Origin of the sequence: Salipiger sp. PrR003 (genome assembly GCF_010500785.1) — a bacterium.
GTDB lineage: Bacteria > Pseudomonadota > Alphaproteobacteria > Rhodobacterales > Rhodobacteraceae > Salipiger > Salipiger pacificus_A.
On the sequence record NZ_JAAGOV010000033.1, the window covers coordinates 24,207 to 47,020 of the forward strand.

Sequence of the window (22,814 nt, forward strand, 5' to 3'; positions counted from 1 at the left end):
CTAGTCTCTTTTCCAACCGGGAGGGTCCCATGCATTTTCTGACACCCACACGCCGCCTTTTTCTTGGGGGAGCGCTGTCCGCGGCCGGAGCCACGCTGCTGGCGCCGCGGCGGGCGAGCGCGCAGGACGCCGTCGCCCTGCAACTGTCTTGGCTGCACTCGGTGCAGTTCGGCGGCAGCTACATCGCCCTAAAGAACGGCTACTGGAGCGAGGCGGGACTCGACGTTTCGCTGCTGCCCGGCGGACCAAACGCGCCGGTTGAGCCGCCGGTGGTCGCGGGCACGGCGCTGATCGGCATCTCGGCGGCGGATTACACCGCCGCGGCGGTGAACCAGGGAGCGCCGTTCAAGATCATCGGCGTGGCCATGCAGAAGAACCCTTTCGCCATTGCCTCGCTGCCGGACAACCCGGTCAGCAGCCCTGCCGACCTGGTTGGCAAGAAGATCGGCATGGCGCTGGCCAATACCCCGGTGCTGGAAGCGCTCTGCGAGATCAACGGCGTAAAGATCGACGAGATCGAGGTGGTGCCGACCCAATACGACGCCGCGCCGCTGGTGCAGGGGCAAGTGGACTGCCTGCTGTGCTGGGCCACCGACTTGCCCGTGGCGATGGAGATGCAGGGCGTGGAATGCGTCACCATGCTGCTCGCCGATCACGGCTACGCGGTGCACTCGCAGACCTACATCGCCACCGAGGACAGCCTCGCCAACCGCCGTGACCAGCTTGTCGCGCTGATGAAGGGCGAGGTCATGGGCTGGCAGGACTACCAGGCCGATCCCGAAGCCGCCGCCGCGCTCACGGTTGAGATGTTCCCCGAAGCAGGTCTCGATCTCGCGACGCAGAAGCTGCAGGCCGAGCGGCAGGTGCCGCTGATGTTCTCGGAGCTGACCGAGGCGGAGGGGTTCGGCTGGTTCACGGACGAGACCGTCGCCGCCAACGTCGAGACGCTGGCGCTTTTGGGCAAACCCGTCTCGCCCGATCTTTGGGACCGCTCCATTCTGGAGGAGGTGCATGGATAGGACGCGTCACGCGACCGCGCGGGTCGCTGTGGGCCAATGAGCCAGTCTCCCGAGGGCTTCCCCGATATCCATCTTGTCGGGGTGGCCAAGAGCTTTGCGGGGGCGGGCCGACCGGTCGAGGCGGTGGCGCAGGTCGATCTCGTTCTCGACGGCGGGCAAATGACCGCGCTCGTGGGGCCCTCGGGGTGCGGGAAGTCGACGCTGCTGCGGCTGATCGCGGGGCTCGAGCGGCCATCCGAGGGACGGATCACCATCGGTGCAGAGAGCCCCCACGAGCTGCGCCAACGTGCCGGTCTGGCCGTCGCCTTTCAGGATGCGGCGCTCCTGCCATGGCGCACGGTCGAGAGCAATATTGCGTTGGGGCGGGCCTTGGCGCGCAAACCGCGCGACCCCGAGATGATCGCCGAGCTCATCACGCTGGTCGGGCTGTCTGGCTTCGAGCGCCGCCGCCCGGCGGAACTGTCGGGCGGCATGCGCCAGCGCGCCGCCATCGCCCGCGCCCTGGCCGGAGAACCCGAACTGCTGCTGCTCGACGAGCCTTTCGCGGCGGTGGATGCGCTGACCCGCGACCGGCTCAACGCCGAGTTGCCGCCGCTCTGGGAAGCGCGTGGCGCGACGTCGGTCCTGGTGACCCATTCGGTGGCCGAGGCGGTGCGCCTGTCGGACCGGGTGATCGTGCTGACCCCGCGCCCGGCGCGCGTCGCCGCAGACATCCCGGTGCGCCTGCCGCGGCCGCGCGGTCCAGAAGCACTTGCCTCGGGAGAGTTTCGCGCGCTCTGCACGCAGGTGACGGATGCGTTGCGCGACCACCAATACCCCGAAAGTGTCGCGGCGCAATGAGCGAAGGCCGAGGAGCCCTGCGCGGCGGCCGCACCGCTCTGCGCCGGGCGCGTCCGCTGCCGCCCGGGCTCGGCCTGCTGCTGGTCCTGCTGATCTGGGAGGGCGCCGCCCGCGCAACCGCGGGCAGTTTCATCATCGCGGCACCGAGCCAGATCGTCGCCTATGCGGCCAACAACGCCGGGCTGCTCTGGCGGGCACTGGGCACCACGTTGGCCTCGGCGGCGCTCGGGTTCTTCTGGGGCAATCTCGCCGGGGTGCTGCTGGCGCTGCTGGCGGTGCTGGTGCCGCGCGGCGAAAGGCTTCTTTCGACGTTGGCGCTGCTGGTCTTTTGCCTGCCGCTCGTGGCCACGGGGCCGATCCTGCGCGTGCTCTACGGGCCGGGCAGCGGCCCGCAGGTAACGCTGGCGGCCCTGGCAGTCTATTACACCACCTTTCTGCCTGTCCTGGTGGGGCTGCGCGCCGCGCCGCAGGGCTGGTTCGACCTGCTGCGCAGCTACGGACGCGGACGAATGACCGCGCTGCGCGAAGTCCGGCTGCCCGCGGCGCTGCCCTACCTCGTTGCCGGTCTGCAGATCGCCGCCCCGGCGGCCTTTCTCGGGGCGATGGTCGGCGAGTTCACCGGCGCCGAGCGCGGGCTTGGCGTGCTGACAGTGCGGGCGTTGCGGGCGCTCGACCTACCTGCGACATGGGCCATCGCGGTGATCGCGGCCGGTGTCTCCATGCTGGCCTTCGCGGCGGTCGGCGCGCTTGGCCGACGTCTCGACCTTGCCCCGCCCGAGGTGCTCATGGCACCGCCCGTCGCGCGCGGCCGGCGAGTTTGGGACGCACCCGCGCAGGCGCTGCTGGCGCTTGGCGTGACGCTGCTGATCTGGAAGGGCAGCATGGAGCTTTTCGGCGTGCCGCGCTTCTTTGCAAAACGCCCCGAGGATGTCTGGAGCTACCTGGTCACTGGTGCCAGTGCCGGGGCGCAGCGCGCGCGCCTCTTCGGGGCGCTCGGAGAGACGCTGGCGCTGGCCGGGCCGGGCTATCTGGCGGGACTGGGGCTGGGCGCGGGGCTGGCCCTGCTGCTGACGCTTCTGCCGCGCCTCGCGCGGGTGGTGCTTCCGCTGTCGATCGCGCTGCGCTCAATCCCGATCATCGCCACGGGGCCGCTGATCGTCTGGGCGTTCGGGCGCGGCACGGCGGGCACCATCACCGTGGTCGCGGTGATGATCTTTTTTCCCACGCTGATCGCCTGCCAGCACGGTCTCGCCCGCACGCCCCGCGCGGTGCTCGACCTTTTCGACGTCTATGCCGCCAGCCCGCTGCGCCGGCTGCTTGGCGCGCAGCTTCCCGCCATGCTGCCAGCCTTCTTTGCCTCGGCGCGCATGGCCATCCCCGCCGCCATCCTCGCCGTCACCACCGCCGAGTGGCTGGCCACGGGGCGCGGCATTGGCGCGCTCATGGCGACGGTGGCCTCGACCTCGGATTACGGCATGCTCTGGAGCGCCATCGCCCTCGTCGGGCTGGCAGCGGTGCTGGCCCATGCGCTGGTGGCCGCACTAGAGCGCGCGGTTCTGGCCCGTACCAGCGCGGAGCAGCTTGTTCGATGAGACCCTGCGCCTTTGCAATCCCCGGCGACCACCGCCAGAAGACCGGCGGCTTCATCTACGAGCGCCGCCTGTTGGAAGAACTGCAGGCGGTGGGCCGGCACGTGACACACATCGCGCTGCCCGCAGGGGCGGCGGCGGCGGAACAGAGCGCGGCGCTGCGCCGCGAGGTGTCGGAAGTGCTGGAGGCCCTGCCGCCGGATCAGCCTCTCATCCTCGACGGGTTGGTCTTCGCGGCGATGCGCGCCGAGGCGCTGGCCCGTCTGACCTGCCCCGTGGTGGCCATGCTGCATCATCCCATGGGGATGGAGCAGGGGCTGGCTGCGGATATTGCGCAGCATCTTCTGGCGCAGGAAAGAACGAACCTCTCGCTTGCAGCCGAGATCGTCGTCACCAGCCCGCACACGCGACAGACATACATCGGTCTTGGCGCTGACCCCGCGCGGATCACCGTGGCGCTGCCCGGACATGACGGGCCGCGCGATCTGTTGCGCGTCGAGGCGGGCCCGCGCATTCTCTCCGTCGGCCTGCTGGCGCGGCGCAAGGGGCATGACGTACTGATCCGCGCACTTGCGCGCGTCGCCGATCTGGAGTGGACGGCCTCGATCGTTGGCAAAATACATGATGCGGAGGTTGCCGACGAGCTGGCCCTTCTGATCGCTGAGCACGGGCTTGGAAATCGGGTCGCGCTGACCGGAGAACTGCCCGACGCGGCGCTGGCCGAGGCCTACCGCAAAGCGCGCATCTTCGCCCTCGCGACCCGCTACGAGGGATATGGCATGGCGCTCGCCGAAGCGCTCTGTCACGGGTTGCCGATCGTGAGCTGCGCCACCGGCGCGGTGCCCGGCACCGTCGGGCAGGCGGCGCTGCTGGCCGCCCCGGATGATCCCGCGGCCTTCGCCGGACACCTGCGGACCCTGCTCCTGTCCCAAGCGGCGCGGGACGAACTTGCCCGTCGCTCCCGCGTGCTGGGCCAGAAGCTGCCGCGGTGGAAAGACACCGCGGCGGTTATGGGCCTCGTCTTGGACGGCCTCCACTGCTGAAACCGGGACTGTGCCGTGTGAACCGCTCCGAGTATGCCGAAGGCTGATGTCGTCTTGTTGCGCAGCGATGCCTTCAAGTTCCTGAGCGGCGTGGAAGTCTGCCTCTGCTCACGCTGGCGGGACGTTCCCGCTCAGCTCCAGCAGGTGGCGGTTGTTGAGTCAGTCCACCCATTCAAGCACGGCATATTCGCCGGCCTCGGTGCGCGAACAGAAGTCCGCACCCCTGAGGCCGGCTGCATGACCGCACCCGATCACATGCTCAAAGGTCCCAAGGGTCCATTGCCTCGAAGGGGGCCTCAATTCACGGCTGCCCGGGCGAACGAGGGTATCTCAGCTTCGGCAAATCGAGCACTGGTCAAGCAGGTACCTTCCATGATCAGACGGCGCCAGCCATCGCGCGTTGCAGTTTCTGCGAGGGCGGCGAGAGCGATGCGCTCATCAGAGGTCTGGCTGGAGGTCGCATTTTCTAGAAGCGCTTGCGAAAGTTCGTCCACGGCGCCCGGCCGAACCAGTGTGACCCCGGGGCCAGCGTGGTCGCGCAATCCATCGATGCTCGTGGCGACCAGGGGGCGTCCGGCAACACGCGCTTCGAGTGCGGCGATGCCATAGGCCTCCCAGCGGGACGGCATCGCCACCACATCGACTTCGGCCATCGCCAGAGCCGGAACCGCGACATGGCCAGGGAACTCGATGCGCGCATCCCCGGCCGCGAGCGATTTCAGCATGGCGAGATCGGCGCCGGCGCCATAGAGGCGCAGGGTCTTGTCTTGCCCGGGGATTTTGCGAAAGGCCAAGATCAGCGTGTCGAGACCTTTCTGGCGGTCGAGGCGTCCGAAGGCACCGATCACGCGCGGCCGCGCGCGGGGTGCCGGCAGAGAGGCAAAGTCCGAGAGGTCGACAGCCGGGCGAATGATCTCGAGCCTGTCCCATGGCACGAGGCCACGCGCGCGCAGCCATTCGCCCTGCGCGGCACTCACCGCCACCACTTTGTCGAAAAGAGCGTAGGCGCTTCGCAGGAGCGTGAAGAAACGCGCCCGACTGGGCACATTCAGCGCGGTGAAAGCCGCGGTGTAGCTGTGTTCGACATGGATCATCCGTGCCGAGGCGTGGCGGGCGCGCAGCGCAATGAGGCTGGGCAAGGCCCGCCAGTTCACCGAGAGGTGCGAGACGATGACCTCGGCGTCCAGCGACAGCCGACCGATCTCGCCGCGACTGACCGGGCGCAGGATATGCTCCGCCGCCTCGGCGAGCGCAGCATCGCTTTTCAGGAAATCGAGATACCGCATGACGCCGCCGGGCGTGGTGTCGTCGACGAGGTGGATCACGCGCTTCCGATCAAGGGACGCGCTCGGGGCAGGGGGTCTGAAGAAGGTCATCGGGCTGGCTCCTTGGTGTTTTCGTGGGGATCTCGCGCCAAGGGCATCAGGCCGGGGCAGGCCGCGTGGCCATCCGGTGCAGGGCGCGCCCCAGCGGTCGGTCGACCAAAGTCGCCGCGACGAGGGTGACACACGAGCGGATCGGTTCCTCGATCAACGGCCGGGGGGAACTTGCGAGCGCGCGGCGCAGCAGCCTCCGCGCCTCGGCGCCGCGTCCGTCGCTGACCGCCCGCCGCGCGAGGTAGCGAAGCTGGTAGGCGCGCGCGGCGGGTGCATGGCGGCCAAAAAACTGCGGATCGAGCGGTGTCAGCTTCTCGACCATACGCTCCCAGGCCGCGAACTGGCGGTCGGTCGCCGCGCTCAGACCGCCCGAAGTGATCCGGTAGCGTGTCAGAAGGCCGGGGATACCCTCTATCTCCCAGTCGGTGCTCAGCGCGAGGCGCAGCCAGCATTCGATATCCTCGGACTGCCGGAAGGTCTCGTCAAAGACCCAGTCGCGCTGCTGCTCACCCTCGGGGCGCCAGGCGATATCCTCGAGCGCGGTGCGACGAAACACGGGCACGGAGCCGTTGCCGATTGGATTGCGCTTGAACACATGCGCCGCGCCGATGCCTGTCAGCCGCGGCTTCTGGGCACGCCGCATGAGCGCGCCGGTCTCGTCCATGAGCTGCGAGCCGCTGAACGAAAGGCCGACGAGCGGGTTCGCCTCCAGATGCGCGACATGCGCGGCGAGCTTGCCGGGGGCCCATTGGTCATCGGCATCGCAAAAGCCGATATAGTCTGCGCGGGCTGCGGCGATGCCGCTGTTGCGCGCTCCGGCGAGGCCTCGGTTCGCCTGGCTCACGATCCGCACGCGCGGGTCCTGCCGGCGGACAGCCTGGGCGATCATCGGCGTGTCGTCGGTCGAGCCATCGTCCACCACGATGATCTCGAGCCCTTGGCAGGTCTGCAGCCTGAGGCTTGCGAGCGTCTGCTCCAGCGTCGCCGCGGCGTTGAAGGCGGGCACGACGACAGAGGCAATCGGGGCGAGCGGGGCGTGGCGAACATGGGACATGGAACGGCTCCTCGGAGTATGTCTCAGCGTGAAAACAGGGCGCGGCGCATCGGCGCGGGCAGGGCGGGCGCGATCAAGGCACCGGCGAGCGTGCCGCAGCCGCGGTGCATCGGGGTCAGGAAGCGGGCCGGGGCAAGCGCGAGACCCCGCAGCGCGAGGCCGAGCGCGGTGGTGCCACCAAGACCGACGCGCAGCGCCCGGCGCGCGAGGTAGCGCAGATGCACCGCCTCGGCCTGCGCGTCCGGCTGGAAGCCGAAGCGTGCCGCGCTGTCCAGCGCCATGGCCCGGCCCGCGCGCATGCGCTCGATGTCGGCAGAGAGCCCGCTTCGCGAGACCCGATAGTGTACGAGGACCCTGTCGATGGGGTCGATCCGCGCGCCGATGCCCACGAGACGGATCAGCCAGTCGAGATCCTCGTTGTGGACCATCTCGCGGCGCAGTCCCCCGCTCTGGGCAAACACCCTTGCCCGAAGCGCGATGTTGGACATCGTGCAGACCGGGTTCTCGCCCAGGAGCATCGGGATGCTCAGCGGCGCGGAGGGAACGCTGGAGACCGAGCGCGCATCCTCCGCCCGGCGCTCGAAGAAGGAGACCCTGCCGAAGGCGCCGTCGCAGGCCGGGTCGGCAAAGGCGGCCTCCAGCGCGGCCAGCTTGTCCGCTGCCCAGAGGTCGTCGGCGTCGCAGAAGGCGAGGAGTTCGCCGGATGCTTGCGCGGCCCCATGGTTGCGGGCGTCCGACGGGCCCTTGCCCGGGTTCTCCAACACGCGGATACGCGGGTCCGTCGCGGCGGCGGTACGCAGCAGCGCGTAGGTCGCATCGGTGGATCCATCGTCGACGCAGAGCGCCTCCCAGTCGGTCACCGTCTGCGCGCGCAGGCTGGCGAGCGTGTCGTCAATGGTCTTGGCGGCCTGATAGCAGGGCACGATGATCGAGAAGCGGGGCATGGGTCAGCTCCTTTGGGGGCGCGGGCCGAAGCCGGCAACGAGGGCGGGAAGGGACGCCGCACCCATGGTGAGGCAGGCGGTGGCGAGATAGCCCCAGGCCAGCGCGGTCAGGCCGAAAGGCGACATGACGACCGTGTTCAGAAGCAGCGCGCCGGTGAGCAGCATGGTCGCGCGCAGCTCCTCGCCGGTGCGCCCCTCGGCGCGCAGCCAGCCGGCGGCGCCCGACCAGAGGCTCATCGGGATGGCCGCAAGGCACAGGATGCTCACCACCTCGGCGATGCCTTCCCACCCGGCTCCAAAGAGCAGCGGCACGTAGACGGGGGCCAGTGCGGCCTGCAGCGCCACGGCCGGGGCGATCACCGCAAGGCTCAGCAGGATGCCCTGACGCAGCGCCTCGGCCCGGTCCGTGGCGCGGCAGAGATGCGGGAAGATCACCACCGAAAGCGCCACCGAAAAAGACGAGGCAAGGCCGAGCCCGGCATTGAAGGCGAGGAAGTAGAGGCCGAGCATCTCGGGCCCCATAAGAAGGCCGATGAGCAGCTTGTCGGCCTGCATGCGCAGGGCCTTGACGATCTCGATGCCCAGAACTGCGGCCCCGAAGCGGCTGAACTCGGAGATTGGCGCGCCTATGGTGCTCTGCGCCGCTCTCCAGGGCCGAAGGCGGCGCATGCAGACCAGCCAGATCGGCGCGGCGAGGATGCGCGGCAGCACCAGTGCCAGCGCGCCGGGCCAGAAGAGCGCGAGCAGCGCCGCCATGAGGTTTGCACCCACCACCTGTCCGCCGGCGATGGCGGCGGTCTGCCGCATCTTGCCCTCGCGCATGGCCAGGGCCGCCTGCACGAGCCCGGCGGGCATGAAGAGGTACTCGAGCGCCAGCAGCGCGATCAGGCCACCGACAAAGACGCTGCCGCCAAGCGCAACGACCAGACCGGCGACCAGCAGCTGCAGCCCGAAAAGCCCGGCGCACCAGAGCGTGAAAATCCTCCGCGCGGTCTCGCAGGTGGCTTCAAGCCGGTGTTCGGGGGCGGCGATGATGCGCTGCCCCACGCCGTTCTCGGTCAGCGCCTTGAGGATATCCGCCGCCGCGAGCGCCGCCGCTGCGAGGCCGATGGCCTCAGCCTCCATGGTGCGCGACACGGCGATGACGACCAGCAGGCGCGAGGCCTTCGCCGCAACTTCCGACGCGCCGTAGGACAGCAGGTTCCGCACGAGCGGAACTCCGGTGAGCGCGAGAAGGGCATGGGGCAAGGGCATTGGCGGAACCTTTGGTATCTGGTTCCACGAACTTGCCGCATGGCGGGCCGCGGCGTCGCCTGCGCGGGCGGACAGTTGCATGCTGCCCACGGACAGCCGGCAATCCGATGGGATATGGCGTCAACCCTAGCGGGAACGTGGATCCGCCCGACGAGATTGCCTAACACTGGAATTGGACCTTACCGGCCCCTTAGTTCCGACGGAGAGTTTGCGTGTTCCAGCCAAGTCTAAAGGCAGCCTCGATTCTCGCGCTCATGGCGGCAAGTGGCTGCGCCAGCTACGACAGGCCCGACAATCTTGGATTGGTGGCAGAGGGCCGCGATTACCAGGCGCAGTGGCGCGAGCCCGAGGTCAGTCGCGCCAACGCCCAGTTCCTCCGCTCCCCGGCGATCAATGCCCAGTCGTGCCGCGCCCCGCTCGGCGGAGGCGACGGCAAGGGCAGCGGCCTCGCCGCGGCCTCGCTGCGTGGCGAGCGGCTCACGCGGGGCGATCTTCTCGACATTAGGGTCGAGCAGGACGAGACCTTCAACGGCTCCTACGAGGTGTCGCGCGACGGCACGATCCGGCTGCCCTTCCTCGACGCGATCCCGGCGCAGGGTCGCACCGTCGACGAAATCGAGGACCGTCTCGCCGCCGCTCTCATCGCCGAGGAATTCTACGGCGACAGGCCGCGCATCTCTGTCAGGGTTCTCGATCTCGCCCCGGTCAGCGTCGGCGTCTCCGGCGCGGTGTTCGAGCCGCACCGGATCGAGGTCGGCGCACTCGGGGCGGACCAACGCGACGGCGTGCGGATCAGTGCCATGGGTGCCTCGACCGAGGCGCGCAACCTTTCCGCCGCGCTGCGCGCCGCCGGTGGCGTGCGGCCCGATGCCGATATCTCGGCGATTGAACTGCGGCGCGGCGGGCAGCTCTACAAGCTCGACATGCGCGGTGTCTTCGAGGGCGAGAACGTGGTCGACGTGATGCTCGTCACCGGGGACGAAATCCGCGTGCCGAGCCGCCAGGACGGACCGTTCGATCTCGTCCTGTTGGATTTCAACATGCCGCAGATGGCCGGCCTGTCCGGCCTCGAGCGCCTGCTTGCCCGCCCGGAGCAGCCCCGGGTGGCGCTGATCTCTGGTGAGGCCCGGCGCGAGGTCGCGGAGAAGGCGCTGGCAATGGGAGCCTGCGGCTTCATCCCCAAGACGCTGACCGCGCGACGGCTGGTGAACGCGGTGCGATTCATGGCCATGGGCGAGGTCTACGCGCCCCTCGAGTTCATGAGCGGTCCCGAAACGCGGGAACTCCACCCGCTGGCCGAGAAGCTGTCGCGCCGCGAGCAGCAGGTCGCCAAAGGTCTGACCGAAGGCAAGTCGAACAAGGAGATCGCCCGAGACCTCGACCTGCAGGAGCCGACCATCAAGCTCCACGTGAAGACGCTCTATCGCAAGATCGGCGCGTCGAACCGCACCCAGGCCGCGCTGATCGCGCGGGAGGTCGGTCTCGCCTGAGGGGTCCTGCGTCGCGATCCCTTCGGATAGTGGGGCGATGCCATCAGCCAGCCGGCCTCGCCCTCACGGTGCTCTGCTATCCGGCGGCGCAGGGGACCCCGGAGGGGAGGGCGCGATAGACTGTCGGATGTAGGAGAGCTTCCATGTCCGACATCACCGCCAGCGGGTCCGCCCGCCGACACGCCCCGATCCCCGGCCTGCTGCGCACGCCACCGCGCGAGCTCTCGCTGGGGCGGATCTTCGGCGGCGGACGGCCGAGCGACCTCGTCCGCCTGCCGCGCTACCTGATCCTCGCGTCGCTGGGGGCGGTGGCGATCTGGGGCCCGATCACAACCTACCTCAGGAAGGCGCCGCTCAGCTTCAGCTCCGAGATGTCGCTGATCCTGCCCGGCTCCGGCGCAGCGGCGTCGCTGAACCTCGCCGATATCGGGCAGGCGTCTTCCTACGCCAATTCGGCATTCTCCTCGAACGCGATCAGCCCGACCGAAACCTACAAGCGCCTGCTCAGCGCCGACCGCATCGTCGATGCCGCGGCGACCACGCTGGGAGAAGAGCCGCGAGCCATCGGGCGGCCAAAGGTCGAACTTGTGGACCAAACCGGGCTGATCCGGGTGCAGATGAAGGGTCCCACCCCCGAAGACGCCCGTGACCGCACCGAGGCGCTGCGCCAAGCGTTCTTCACCGAGGTTGACGCGCTGCGCGTTGACGAGCTGTCGGTGCGCGAGGCCGGGGCGCTGTCGGCCATCGAGGACTATCGCGGCTCGGTCGCCGACACACGGCAGACCATCGCTGCGCTCCAGGCTGAAACCGGCTTGGTGTCCTCGGCGCAATACGATCGGCTCGTCGCCGCGGCGGACGATCTGCGTTCAGATCTGGCCGGGCTCGCCTCGAACGTCGCGCAGAAGACGGAAGCTGTTGCCGCGCTCTCACGCAGCCTGGGCATCGCGCCCGAGCAAGCAGCGGTCAGCATCAAGCTCTACGCCGATGCCGACTACACGGCTTTGCTGGACGAAATCGCATTGCACACCGCGGCGCTGGCGCAGGCGGGGGCTCGATATGGCCTGCGCCACCCCGAGGTGACCGCCGCGCGCGCGGCGCTCGACGCGGCGCGGACCATGGCCCGCACGCGCGCCATGGCCCTGACCGGCCTCTCGGCTGACGCGGTGGCGGCGCTCGATCTCGCGCAGCCCGGAGCGCGGGCCGAGCTGCTCGCGGAGCTTGTCCGCGAAGAGGCCGCGCGCGAGGGTCTGCTCTCCGAACGCGATACGGTGGCGCGCCGCCTCGATGCCGAGACCGCGCGTCTGAACAAGCTGGCACCCGTCGCGGCGCGGCTCGAGGACATGCAGCGCGACTTCTCGGTGGCCGAAGCGGTTTTCGCCTCGGCCATCGCGCGCAGCCAATCCAGCAAGGCCGACATCTACGCCTCCTACCCGCTGGTGCAGGTCCTGGAGAACCCCTCGTTGCCAGACCGGCCGACCTCGCCCAATCGCAAGTTGGCGCTCGCGGCCGGGGGGGCGGCGACTATGATGCTGCTCTTGGGGTTGTTCCTCGCCTGGATCCGCCGTCCGCTGATCGGGCGCATCCTCGCCCGTCCCCTCGGTGCGCCGTGACCGGGCGGGGCCGGCCCGACGCCATGTCACCGCCCGAGGCCCTGGCCTGGCGCGTCATGGTGATGACATGGGTGTTCTACGGGATGGGCGCGCTCTACGTGGTCGGTCCGGTGCTGGGCTGGACCTTCGCAGGCATGGCGGTGCTGGCACTCTACTTGGGACCGGCGATCCGCCCTGATCTGCGCGCAACGGGGCCGGTTCCGGCTTTGGTCTGGCTCTGGCTCGCGGGCATGCTGGTCATGCTGGTCGCGCTCTGGGGCGGGCACCTGGGCTGGGGGCTGGGTCTCAAGCAGACCATCAAGTCCTCGATCGGCTGGGCCAAGGGCTGGGCGCTGGTTGCGCTCTTCATCCTGGCGGGCGCCGTGCTGCCGATCCGCCGCGAAGTCTTGATCCGCGGACAATGCGCCATCGGTTTTTGGACGCTGGTGCTCGCGCCGGTGCTGCTCGCCGCGCCTTACATAGGTATGCCCGAACGCATCTTCACCTCACCGCTGAAAGCCATCGGAGGGCCGGGGCCAGAGTATTTTTCGGTCTATTTCTTCACCTATGATCCCGCCTCATGGACACCGCGCTGGCAGTTCTATCTCCCTTGGTCTCCCTTCGCGGCACTGCTTGGCGTGGTCATGGTGCTCTTTGCGCTCGAGGAAAGGCATCGTGGCTGGATGGCGGCGGGGGTCGGGGCCGGCCTGCTCACGATCCTCGCCTCGAAATCGCGGATGGGTCTCGTCGGGCTGGTGGCCTGCACGATCGGGCCCCGCATGCTGCCGCAGGTTCTGCGCAGTGCGGCTTGGCTGGCGCTCTCTGGCGCCACTGCATCTCTTGCGGTGTTGGGCACATGGCTCCTCACGAGCGCCCAGGCGAGCGTCGCGGCCTTTAAGGGCGCTCGTGCCGACAGCACACGGGTGCGCGAGGCTCTGCAACGCATCGCCTTCGAGCGGTGGCGGGAAGAGGCGCCATGGTTTGGGCACGGGACCGTGCAGCCGGGCCCGCATCTCGTCGAATACATGCCCATCGGCAGCCATCACACCTGGTTCGGTTTGCTCTTCGTAAAGGGGCTGGTGGGTTTCGGCGCGCTTTTCGTGCCGCTGGTGGCACATCTCGTGGTCGTCGTCGCTGACGCAACCCGCCATCCGCGCGGTCGCCTCCCGCTGGGTATTCTGATGACGCTGATCCTGCTCTCTTTCGGAGAGAACCTCGAGATCGAGGCCTATATGTTCTGGCCGGCGCTCTTGATGCTTGGCGTGCATCTTCGCGAGATGGCGGATGCGCGCGCGCCTTGATGCGCGTCTGTGGATGCCCCCTCGTTGGCAAGCATAATCTTCGCTGCGTCGGCGGGGTCTTCGATTGGATGAGGGTGTCCCCGAAAACCGGACACCCTGCTAAGCTTGCCGCCAACGATGACGAGGAAGAACAGCGTGGCTGGCAAACGAAAGACTTACGGCGCCGCGTTCAAGGCGAAGGTGGCGCTTGGGGCGATCCTTGCAGGCATCGGCAAGTGGATGACCTTCTACAACACCGAGCGCCCGCATTCGGCACTTGAAGGCAGAACACCGGTTGAGGCCCATCAGGGCCCCGGCCCCAAGGCGGCAGCATGATCACCAGCCAAGCTCAGCAGCGCCGCAAACCTGTCCGGGAAATGGGGTCCACCTCAGTGCATCGTCAAGAATGATGGAAGAATTCAAGCTTCGAGTTGTCTCCTACGTCATCGTCACCCCGCTCGGAACGCCTGATCCGCCGATCAGGTTGGTGCGGGTTACGATACCAATGACGCGCCCGCAGGCTGCGCGCAGAGGCGCCAAAACGCGCTTGCCCGATCACAGCCACCCAAGTGCATTGGCCGCCTGGATAGCTTCGCTTCGTTTCTTCGCTCCGAGCTTCGCGTAAAGCCGGGACAGGTGAAACTTCACGGTCGGCTGCGCGATATTCAACGCTTGCGAGATGCGCTTGTTGGGGTAGCCCCCGGCAATCAGCTGCAAGAGCTGGGCCTCGCGTTCGGTCAGCCCCCCGGCGCGCGCCTTGGCCTTGGGCGTCGAGATGGACGCGGCGTATTTCGACAGGGTTGCGCGTATGTCCGGTGCGGTTTCGAGATGCTGGCGAATGCGCGCCTCGCGCAGCAGCGGCGCAAGGAAGATCCGCTGCTCGGAAAGCACGCCGAAACAGCCCAGCCGGGAGGCCGACAGAAGCGCGGCCTGCAGCTGGCTCCGAGCGCCGGCGGTGTCGCGGCGCTTGTGGGCAAGGTGGGCACGCCAGATCTTCAGCGCGACGGTTTCCCGCAAGGTTGCTTTCGGGTTGCTCTCGAGCGCAGCGAGTTGGCGGTCGATGTCAGGACCGGGCGCGGGGTCCTCGACGAGGCAGCGCAGGCGGGCCATAGCCAGCGCGATGGCGTTGCGGTCGTTGAGCTGCGCCAGCCAAACCGGGGTCATCTCCTCGGTCGGGACACTCTGCGTGGCGCGCAGGCTCTGCAGCGTGGCGGCCGCTTCGCCGATGCGGCCCTCGTTCTGATAGGCGGCGGCGGTGCGGATCTGGACGGCCTGCAGCAGGTCCATCCGCTCGGCAAGGTGCAGCCACAGACCGTCGAGGAACCCGGGCCGGATGCTGGCGGGGTAGTGGTCCATCACCGCCTGCGACGCATAATGGATCGCGAAATGGAACAGGCTCGGCCAGATTTCGGCACGCGCGAAGACGTCGAACTCCTGCTCGACAAAGGTCACGAGTTTCTGGGGCTGGCCCTCCTCGTAGGCCAGCGCCGCCTCCGCAAGATGCAGCATCCGGAATTCCTGTTCGACCGGATGCGTGACGGATTGCAACTTATCTCGCGCGATGCGCGCGGCGGGGCGGGCCAGCCGGACGTCGCCGTTCGTCAGGTGCAGCACGGTCAGGTGCAGATGGATGAAGAACTCGAGCAGCGGATGGCCCCCGATCTTGCGGAAGTAGATCAGCGCGCGGGCGGCGGCGGCCTCGGCCTCGCGGAAGTTCCGGCGCCGGATCTCGAATTCCAGCAGAGCGTTGTAGAACGCCGCCCATTTCTGATCGTCGCCCACCGGGTAGTCGGCCATGAACTCGCCGAGCCGTTGCAGCATCGCGTCGGAGGGCGTCATGTCCTCGCTGATCATCATGTTCAGGCGAAAGCGGCGCGCCGCGAAGGAGAACCGCGTCCCGCGTGACAGCACCTTGAGCGGGTCGAGATAGTCCGAGCCAAGGTGCTTGGCGACCAGCTGCCGGACGCGCTGGAACTCGCCCTGTTTCATCAAGGTGCGGGTGATCGCGAAGAGCACCGTCTCGTTGGTCGCAACGACTTCCGGAGAGAAGCGCAGGACGATCCGGCTGAACTCGTCGAGGTTTGACTCGTAGATCAGTTCGAGCCCGCGGGAATGCGCAAGGATCTGCGCAGCATGGGCCTCGTGCCCGTGGTCGAGCAGCAGCGCCATGGCGGCGAGCGGGCGGTTGGCGGCCTCGAGGGCGGTGGCGACCTCGGCGACCGAGCCGGAGTTGGAGAAGGTTTCGATCCGCGCGGCCACGGCCCTGCGCAGGGCCTCGGTCAGGGCGGATTGGGCGTCGGGAGCGCTGAGAAGGAAGGGCGGCAGCGCGTCGCACCAGTCGTCGTCGGGGCCCGGGGTCGGGTCTTCGAGCCAGATCGACAACCGGGTCGTGGGCGCGGGAGAGAGCTGCGCGAGGAAGGTCTCGCCGACGTAGGCCGCGGCCAGGTCCGGGTCAGGCGTCGCCGCGAGCGGCAGAAACGCCGGCCAGCCGGCGTAGCTTTCCAGAAGCCGCCGCGTCAGGGCCGCGGGCAGGCGGGTGCCAATCTCTGCGGCGCTGAAGCTCAGCGCGCGCGCATCAAGCGTCTGTGTGCCGCCGTGCAGGAGCCGCCGAGCAAGGCCGGTGATCTTCTGGCTGGGACGGTGCGCGATCACCAGGTGCTCGACGCTCTCCGCCACCTGAGCCGGCAAGCGCGCGGTGCGCGCCGAGCTCGGCACATCCCAGAACAGCCAGCCGTTCTGCACATCGCTTTCGCGCGGGGTATGCAGCACGCAGACCGAGGCCCCCATCTGGTCCGCTGCGTCGCGCATCAAGACCGATTTCCCGGCGCCGGCGGGCGCGCGCAGGAAAATCGTGCCGGTCTGATCGCTCAGGACGCGCTCGATCAGCGATTTGCGCAAGATTCTTGCGGGCGGGGAGGGATGGAGAAACATTCATAAACCTATACCAATTTTATTAAAACCCATACCAGACCCAAATTGTCGAACCCTCGACGCTGCAGAATAGTCCGCCGAAAGAGACCAACCGGGAGGTTTCCGGCTGATGCAGCAAAACCCGTTCTTAGCGATCCTGACCCGACTCGGCACTTTCGTGCTGGTGATGGTCGTGCTCTCGATCATGATTTTCGTTCTGGCCCGGGTGGTGCCGGGCGACCCTGCCCGCATGGCACTGGGCCCCACCGCCACGCCGGAACAGGTCAGCGCCCTGCGCACCGAGATGGGGCTCGATGACTCCCTGCCGGTGCAATACGTCTCCTACATGACGCGCGCCCTGCAGGGCGATCTGGGCATGTCGCTGCTGTCGCAGCGGCCGGTGACGGTGGACCTTGGCCAGACGGTTCCGGCGACGGTCGAGCTGGTGCTGGTGGCGGTCATCATCATGTTCGCCGTGGCCATTCCGCTCGGCGTCATGACCGCCCATTTCCGCGATCGCTGGGTCGACCACGTCGGGCGGCTGTTCTCGCTCGTCGGCGTGACCATTCCGAGCTTTCTCTTCGCCATTTCGCTCCAGCTTCTGGCCGCGCGCTACTTCGGGGACTGGCCGATCATCGGGCGGATGGATCACAGCCTCGGCTTTGCCGGCGGGCCGACCGGGCTGATGCTGGTGGATTCGCTGCTCGCCGGGCGGATGGACGTCTTCGTCTCGGCGCTGCAACACCTTGCGCTGCCCGCCGTCGCCCTGTCGATGGCCGGGATCGGTCAGATCACCCGCATCACCCGCTCGGCGATGCTCGAGAACCGCCGCAAGGATCACGTGCTCACGCTGCAGAGTTTCGGCGTGCCGGAACGGGTGATCATCTTCCGCTACCTGCTGAAGCTCTCGTCGATCGCGCCGCTGACCATCATGGGGCTCGAGTTCGCCTCGCTGATCGGCAACGCTTTCGTCATCGAGATGGTCTTCTCCTGGGGCGGCTTCGCCTCCTACGGGCTCAACGCGATCCTCCAGAAGGACCTGAACGCGGTCACAGCAGTCGTGCTGGTGTCAGGCCTGTTCTTCATCGTCGCCAACCTGATCGTCGATGTGCTGATCGCCATCATCGATCCCCGCATGCGCCGAAAGGAGGCCCGCTGATGGCCGAGGTTAAGATGGCTCTGGACGGAGCGAACAAGGACCTGAGCGCAAGCTACATGATGTGGTACCGCTTCAGCCGCAATCCCGCGGCGGTGATCGGCAGCCTGATCGTGCTCTCGGCGGTGATCTTCGCGATCCTCGCGCCCTATATCACTCCAAAGCCAGAGGACGTGGGCGCCGTGGTGAACTTCCGCGCGCGCCACCTGCCGCCGGATGCGACGCATTGGTTCGGTACCGACAAGGTCGGGCGTGACATCTTCTCGCGCGCCGTCTTCGGTCTGCGCATCTCGCTCTTGCTGGTCATCGGCGTGCTCGGGATCTCGGTGCCGATCGGCACGGTGCTCGGCCTCGCCGCGGGCTATTTCGGCGGCTGGACCGAGCGGATCATCACCGGGCTGACCAACGTCATGCTGGCGATGCCGCCGCTGGTGATGGCGCTGGCCGTGTCGAACCTGCTCGAGCCCACGCTGATGAACGCGATGATCGCGATCACCCTGCTGTGGTGGACGTGGCATGCACGGCTGATCTACGCGGTGTCGAAATCGGTGGCGTCCGAGGACTTCATCGAGGCCGCACGCATCGCAGGGGCCGGCCCGATGCACATCCTCTTCCGCGAGATCCTGCCCAACTGCGTGTCGGTGATCTCGGTCAAGACGACGCTGGACGCGGCCTTCGTGATCCTCTTCGGCGCGACGCTGAGCTTTCTCGGTTTCGGCGTGAAACCCCCGACCCCGGACCTCGGCTCGATGGTCGCCGACGGGCGGCAGTTCATGCCCGACTTCTGGTGGGAGGTGCTTTGCCCGGGGGCGGTCATTCTCTACGTCACGCTCGGCTTCAACCTTCTGGGCGACGGTCTGCGCGACATGTTCGATATGGAGGGCTGAGATGAGCGACGCACTTCTGAAAGTCGAGGGACTCGACGTCCTGTTCACCTCCTACGGCCAGACCCGTCAGGTGCTCCGCGACATCTCCCTCACCGTCGGCGCGGGCGAGCGCGTTGCGCTGATCGGCGAGACCGGCTCGGGCAAGTCGGTCACCGCCAAGGCGATCCTCGGCACGCTGCCGCGCAATGCGACGGTGAGCGCCGGCCGCATCGAGGTCGAGGGGCGCAACGTGCTCGAGCTGCCGCGCGGCGAGCGCGATGCCCTGAAAGGGTCGGCCTTCTCGCTGATCATGCAGGACCCGCTGTCGTCGTTCAATCCGGTGTTCAAGATCGGCACCCACCTCGACGACGTGCTGCGCTTCGCCGACAGCCGCGAGGGGGTGAAATCGAGCCGCGCCGACCGGCGGGCCCGCATCGCCGCCGTGCTGCGCCGCGTACAGCTGGCCGATCCGGACCGGGTGATGAACGCCTATCCGTCGGAACTCTCGGGCGGCATGCGCCAGCGTGTGCTGATCGGCCTCGCGCTGCTGCACCAGCCGAAGCTGCTGATCGCCGACGAACCGGGCACCGCTCTTGACGTCACCACGCAGGACGAGATCCTCAACCTGATCAATACTCTGGTGGCTGAGGAAGGCATGGCGCTGCTGATGATCACCCACAACCTCGGGGTGGTCCGCAAGGTGGCCGACCGCGTTGTGGTCATGCGCCATGGCGATATCGTCGAAGCCGGGCCCTGCGCGAAGATCCTCTCGGCGCCCGAACACCCCTACACCATCGGGCTGCTCGACGCCGTGCCGCCACTCTATGGCCCTCGGGTGCAGACCCAGCAGATCAGCGCGCAGGCGCCCATCGTCAGCGCGACCGGGCTCGGCAAGCAGTTCGGCCGCCAGAGCAAGCGCTTCACCGCGGTGAAGGACGTGACGATCACCCTGCGCGAGGGCGAGATCTTCGGCCTCGCGGGGGAATCGGGCTCAGGCAAGACCACCGTGGCGCGGATGATGATGGGGCTGTCGCGCCCCACCTTCGGCAGCGTCTCCGTGGACGGCACGCCGAACCCCGGCCGCCCGCTGGCGCAGATCGTCTACCAGAACCCCGGCACCTCGCTGAACCCCAAGCGGACGGTGAAGCAGAGCCTCGGGCTTCCGCTGAAATACGCCGGGCTGTCAGGCGCGGCGCGCGACGCGCGCATGGCCGAGCTGATGGAGCTGGTGCGCCTGCCGGTGTCCTACCTCGCGAAGTATCCGCATGAGCTGTCGGGCGGGCAGAAACAGCGCGTTGCCATCGCCCGTGCGCTGGCCGCCGAGCCCAAGGTGCTGATCCTCGACGAGCCGACGGCGGCGCTCGACGTGTCGGTGCAGAAGACCGTCATCGAGCTGTTGCTGCAACTGCGCGAAGAGTTGGGTCTGACCTACTTCATGATCTCGCACGACCTGTCGCTGATGCGCAATTTCTGTTCGCGCCTCGCGATCATGCTGCGCGGCGAAATCGTCGAGGAAGGCACGACGCCCGAGGTCTTCGCCGACCCGAAACATCCCTATACCCGCGCGCTGATCGCGGCGATCCCGGTCGTTACCGACGATGAGGAACGCCAAAAGCCCGCGGTGAGCCCGGAAGAGCGCGCAGCCTTTCTGGTCAAAACCACTGATTGATGAAGGAGCCTTTGGTGTATCGCGTAGGAATTGACGTAGGCGGCACGAATACCGATGCCGTCGTGCTGAAGGGCAATGAGGTCCTTGCAGGGATCAAGGCTTCGACCACCGAGGACGTGACCTCGGGCGTGTTCGAGGCGCTGGAGCAGGTGATCGCGGCTTCGGGCATCGACCGCGCCCGTATCGGTGCGGTGATGATCGGCACCACCCATTTCACCAATGCGGTGATCGAGCGCCGGCATCTCGACCCGGTGGCCGCCATCCGCCTCGGCCTGCCTTCGGGCGCGGGTCTGCCGCCGATGGTCGACTGGCCCGAAGACATCCGCGAGATGGTCGGCAATCACGGCTATCAGGTGAAGGGCGGCTACGAGTTCGACGGCCGTGTGCTGTCGCCGCTTGATGAAAACGAAATCCGCAGGATCGCCGGTGAAATCCGCGCGAAGGGCATCCGGGCGGCCTCGGTCACCGGGGTCTTCTCCGGCGTGAACGACACGATGGAGCTGCGCACCCGCGACATCCTGCTCGAAGAATGCCCCGGCCTCAGCGTGGTGCTGTCGCGCGACATCGGCCGTCACGGCCTGCTGGCGCGGGAAAGCGCCGCAATCATGAACGCCTCGCTGCTGCGGCTGGCGGACAAGACGGTGCAGGCCTTTGGCCACGCGCTGGAGCAGGCGGGCGTGAAGGCACCTTTCTTCATCACCCAGAACGACGGCACGCTGATGGCCGCAGACACGGTCCGCGCCTTCCCAGTGCTGACCTTCGCCTCGGGCCCCACCAATTCGATGCGCGGCGCCGCCTTCCTGACCGGCCTCAAGGAGGCGATCGTGGTCGACGTGGGCGGCACCACCTCGGACGTCGGCGCGCTGTCGCACGGCTTCCCCCGGCAGGCCTCGACCTCGGTGGACATCGGCGGGGTCCGCACGAACTTCCGCATGCCCGACGTCTTCTCCATCGGCCTCGGTGGCGGCTCGCTGGTGAAAGGAGCCCCCGAGAGCGTGGTGATCGGCCCGCAGTCCGTCGGCTACCGTGTCCGCCAGGAGGCGCTGGTCTTCGGCGGCCAGACCCTGACCGCGACAGACATCGCCGTGGCCACCGGCAAGGCCGAGATCGGCGATGCCGCGCTGCTGGCGAGCCTCGATCCCGCGCTGGTCGCGGCGGCGGCGGCCCGTATGACCGAGATGTTCGAAACCTGCGTCGAGCGAGCGCGCATCTCGGCCGAGCCGGTGCCGGTGATCGCGGTCGGCGGCGGCTCGGTGCTGATGCCCGACCAGATCGGCGATCTGAAGGTGATCCGTCCCGAGAACTTCGCCGTGGCCAACGCGGTGGGCGCGGCGATCGCGCAGATCTCGGGCGAGACCGACCGGATCTTCAGCCTGACCGATGGCGTCACCCGCGACAGCGCTCTGGCCGAGGCCGAGGCGGAAGCCCGGGCCCAAGCCATCGCCGCCGGGGCCGTCGCCGAGACAATCGAGGTGATCGAGCGCGAGGACATGCCCCTCGCCTACCTGCCCGGCAATGCCACCCGCATCCACGTGAAGGTCGTGGGTGAGATGGGTGCCCTCGCAGAAATGGAAGTCGAAAATGCCTGATACCCGTGAGCTGACCTACGATCCCGCCGACCTGTGGGAGCTGACACTCGACGATCTCGAGGCGCTGGAAGTCGGTGCCGGGATCCTCGGCACCGGTGGCGGCGGCAACCCCTACCAGGGCAAGCTGCTGACCCGCGAGGCGATGAAGGCGGGTTACAAGATGACCATCCTCTCCACGGAAAAGATCGCCGATGACGCGCTGTGCATGTCCATCGGCGGCATCGGCGCACCGGTGGTGGGCACCGAGCGGATCCGCGAAGGCCGCGAGGGGCTGCGCTGCCTGCAGGGCATGGAAGAGCTCACCGGTCGCAAGATGGACGCCATCGTCTGCGAGGAGATCGGCGGCGCCAACTCGATGAACCCGCTGGTCACGGCGGCACTCGGAGGCCTGCCGGTTCTGGATTGTGACGGCATGGGCCGGGCCTTCCCCGAGATGCAGATGACCACCTTCTCGATCTACGGCCACAGCTCGACCCCTTCGGTGATGTGCGACCTGCACGGCAACCGCGTGGTCTTCCAGCACGCGGTCTCCGAGGTGTTCCACGAGCGCATGGCACGGGCCTGCGTGGTGGCGCAGGGCGGGGCGGCCATGCTGGCCACGGCCCCGATGCCGGCGAGCTTCGTGCGCCAGAATGCCATCCCCCAGAGCTACACCAAGGCAATCCGCCTCGGGCGGGCGGTGCTGGACGCGCGCCGCAACGGCGACGATCCGGTCGCGACGGTCTGCGCGCTGGAAGGCGGGCGGCACGTCTTCACCGGCAAGATCACCGATCTGAAGCGCCACCTGCGCGGCGGCTTCGCCGTGGGCGATCTCGAGCTTGGCGGCTTCGACGACTTCCAGGGCCAGACCGCCAGCATCGCGATCCAGAACGAGTTCCTGATCTTCCGCCGCGAGGGAGAGGTCGAAGTGACAGTGCCCGACCTCATCATCGTGCTGGACGTGGACACCGGCTACCCGATCACCACCGAGATGCTGCGCTACGGCCAGCGCATCGCCGTGCTCGCCGTGCCCTGCCACGACCTGCTGCGCTCCGCGCGGGCGCTCGATGTGGTCGGCCCCGCCGCTTTTGGCTACCCCGAGATCCCCTTCGCGCCGCTTGCCCCGCTGGGACAGGCCGCCTGAGACAAAGAAGAAAACCCAACAGG

The 22,814-nt window shown here is 68.0% G+C and carries 18 protein-coding genes and 1 pseudogene; 14 read left to right on the forward strand and 5 right to left on the reverse strand.

What is annotated here, in order from left to right; all coding sequences use genetic code 11:
* The first annotated feature begins 29 nt into the window (after window positions 1-29).
* Genes G0D83_RS09260 through G0D83_RS09275 form a run of 4 tightly spaced genes read left to right on the forward strand, consistent with a single transcriptional unit; the run spans window position 30 to window position 4,491 of the window.
* Window positions 30-1,019, forward strand: coding sequence for an ABC transporter substrate-binding protein (locus G0D83_RS09260; protein WP_164192437.1), 990 nt, complete (start codon window positions 30-32; stop codon window positions 1,017-1,019).
* A 36-nt stretch (window positions 1,020-1,055) separates the two neighbouring features.
* Window positions 1,056-1,859, forward strand: coding sequence for an ABC transporter ATP-binding protein (locus tag G0D83_RS09265; RefSeq protein WP_164192440.1), 804 nt, complete (start codon window positions 1,056-1,058; stop codon window positions 1,857-1,859).
* Window positions 1,856-3,451: an ABC transporter permease gene (locus tag G0D83_RS09270; protein WP_235939911.1), complete on the forward strand. Its 1,596-nt coding sequence runs from the start codon at window positions 1,856-1,858 to the stop codon at window positions 3,449-3,451. The genes G0D83_RS09265 and G0D83_RS09270 overlap by 4 nt, the downstream gene beginning before the upstream one ends.
* Window positions 3,448-4,491 carry a glycosyltransferase family 4 protein gene (locus tag G0D83_RS09275; protein ID WP_164192443.1) on the forward strand — a complete coding sequence of 348 codons (1,044 nt, stop codon included), beginning with the start codon at window positions 3,448-3,450 and terminating at the stop codon, window positions 4,489-4,491. Before G0D83_RS09270 ends, G0D83_RS09275 begins: the two co-directional genes overlap by 4 nt.
* A 296-nt stretch (window positions 4,492-4,787) precedes the next feature.
* Here the strand turns inward: G0D83_RS09275 and G0D83_RS09280 are convergent, their stop codons facing one another.
* From G0D83_RS09280 to G0D83_RS09295, 4 genes are read right to left on the reverse strand one after another with little or no spacing between them, the layout of a single operon-like run.
* The gene (locus G0D83_RS09280) at window positions 4,788-5,867 is read right to left on the reverse strand and encodes a glycosyltransferase family 4 protein (RefSeq protein WP_164192446.1); all 1,080 of its coding nucleotides are present in this window, start codon (window positions 5,865-5,867) and stop codon (window positions 4,788-4,790) included.
* 46 nt (window positions 5,868-5,913) lie between these two features.
* Entirely contained in the window at window positions 5,914-6,921 is a 1,008-nt protein-coding gene (locus G0D83_RS09285; protein ID WP_164192450.1) for a glycosyltransferase family 2 protein, read from the reverse strand.
* A gap of 23 nt (window positions 6,922-6,944) precedes the next feature.
* Window positions 6,945-7,865, reverse strand: a complete 921-nt coding sequence (locus tag G0D83_RS09290; protein ID WP_164192454.1) for a glycosyltransferase family 2 protein — start codon at window positions 7,863-7,865, stop codon at window positions 6,945-6,947.
* Window positions 7,866-7,868: 3 nt separating this feature from the next.
* Window positions 7,869-9,119, reverse strand: coding sequence for an oligosaccharide flippase family protein (locus tag G0D83_RS09295; RefSeq protein ID WP_164192458.1), 1,251 nt, complete (start codon window positions 9,117-9,119; stop codon window positions 7,869-7,871).
* Between the two features lie 254 nt (window positions 9,120-9,373).
* Between G0D83_RS09295 and G0D83_RS32115 the strand changes: the two are divergent.
* From G0D83_RS32115 to G0D83_RS32480, 5 genes and pseudogenes are all read left to right on the forward strand, one after another.
* Window positions 9,374-9,796: pseudogene (locus G0D83_RS32115) on the forward strand (polysaccharide biosynthesis/export family protein); the annotation flags it as partial.
* Window positions 9,797-10,042: 246 nt separating this feature from the next.
* The gene (locus G0D83_RS32120; protein WP_370457213.1) at window positions 10,043-10,609 is read left to right on the forward strand and encodes a response regulator transcription factor; all 567 of its coding nucleotides are present in this window, start codon (window positions 10,043-10,045) and stop codon (window positions 10,607-10,609) included.
* A 143-nt stretch (window positions 10,610-10,752) separates the two neighbouring features.
* The gene (locus tag G0D83_RS09305; protein ID WP_235939912.1) at window positions 10,753-12,219 is read left to right on the forward strand and encodes a hypothetical protein; all 1,467 of its coding nucleotides are present in this window, start codon (window positions 10,753-10,755) and stop codon (window positions 12,217-12,219) included.
* A 23-nt stretch (window positions 12,220-12,242) separates the two neighbouring features.
* Complete coding sequence (locus G0D83_RS09310) at window positions 12,243-13,499, forward strand: O-antigen ligase family protein (RefSeq protein ID WP_164192461.1); 1,257 nt, start codon at window positions 12,243-12,245, stop codon at window positions 13,497-13,499.
* A gap of 135 nt (window positions 13,500-13,634) precedes the next feature.
* Complete coding sequence (locus G0D83_RS32480) at window positions 13,635-13,814, forward strand: integrase core domain-containing protein (RefSeq protein WP_164192464.1); 180 nt, start codon at window positions 13,635-13,637, stop codon at window positions 13,812-13,814.
* A 219-nt stretch (window positions 13,815-14,033) separates the two neighbouring features.
* Here the strand turns inward: G0D83_RS32480 and G0D83_RS09320 are convergent, their stop codons facing one another.
* A complete protein-coding gene (locus G0D83_RS09320) occupies window positions 14,034-16,376 on the reverse strand; it encodes a response regulator transcription factor (RefSeq protein ID WP_203594955.1) in 2,343 nt (780 codons plus the stop codon).
* 142 nt (window positions 16,377-16,518) lie between these two features.
* Between G0D83_RS09320 and G0D83_RS09325 the strand changes: the two genes are divergently transcribed.
* From G0D83_RS09325 to G0D83_RS09345, 5 genes are read left to right on the forward strand one after another with little or no spacing between them, the layout of a single operon-like run.
* Window positions 16,519-17,547: an ABC transporter permease gene (locus tag G0D83_RS09325; RefSeq protein ID WP_164192470.1), complete on the forward strand. Its 1,029-nt coding sequence runs from the start codon at window positions 16,519-16,521 to the stop codon at window positions 17,545-17,547.
* Entirely contained in the window at window positions 17,547-18,431 is an 885-nt protein-coding gene (locus tag G0D83_RS09330; protein WP_164192474.1) for an ABC transporter permease, read from the forward strand. Before G0D83_RS09325 ends, G0D83_RS09330 begins: the two co-directional genes overlap by 1 nt.
* A 1-nt stretch (window position 18,432) precedes the next feature.
* A complete protein-coding gene (locus G0D83_RS09335) occupies window positions 18,433-20,079 on the forward strand; it encodes an ABC transporter ATP-binding protein (RefSeq protein WP_164192477.1) in 1,647 nt (548 codons plus the stop codon).
* 14 nt (window positions 20,080-20,093) lie between these two features.
* On the forward strand, window positions 20,094-21,668 hold the full coding sequence (locus tag G0D83_RS09340; RefSeq protein WP_164192480.1) for a hydantoinase/oxoprolinase family protein: 1,575 nt from the start codon (window positions 20,094-20,096) through the stop codon (window positions 21,666-21,668).
* Window positions 21,661-22,791, forward strand: a complete 1,131-nt coding sequence (locus G0D83_RS09345; RefSeq protein ID WP_164192483.1) for a DUF917 domain-containing protein — start codon at window positions 21,661-21,663, stop codon at window positions 22,789-22,791. The genes G0D83_RS09340 and G0D83_RS09345 overlap by 8 nt, the downstream gene beginning before the upstream one ends.
* Window positions 22,792-22,814: the final 23 nt, after the last annotated feature.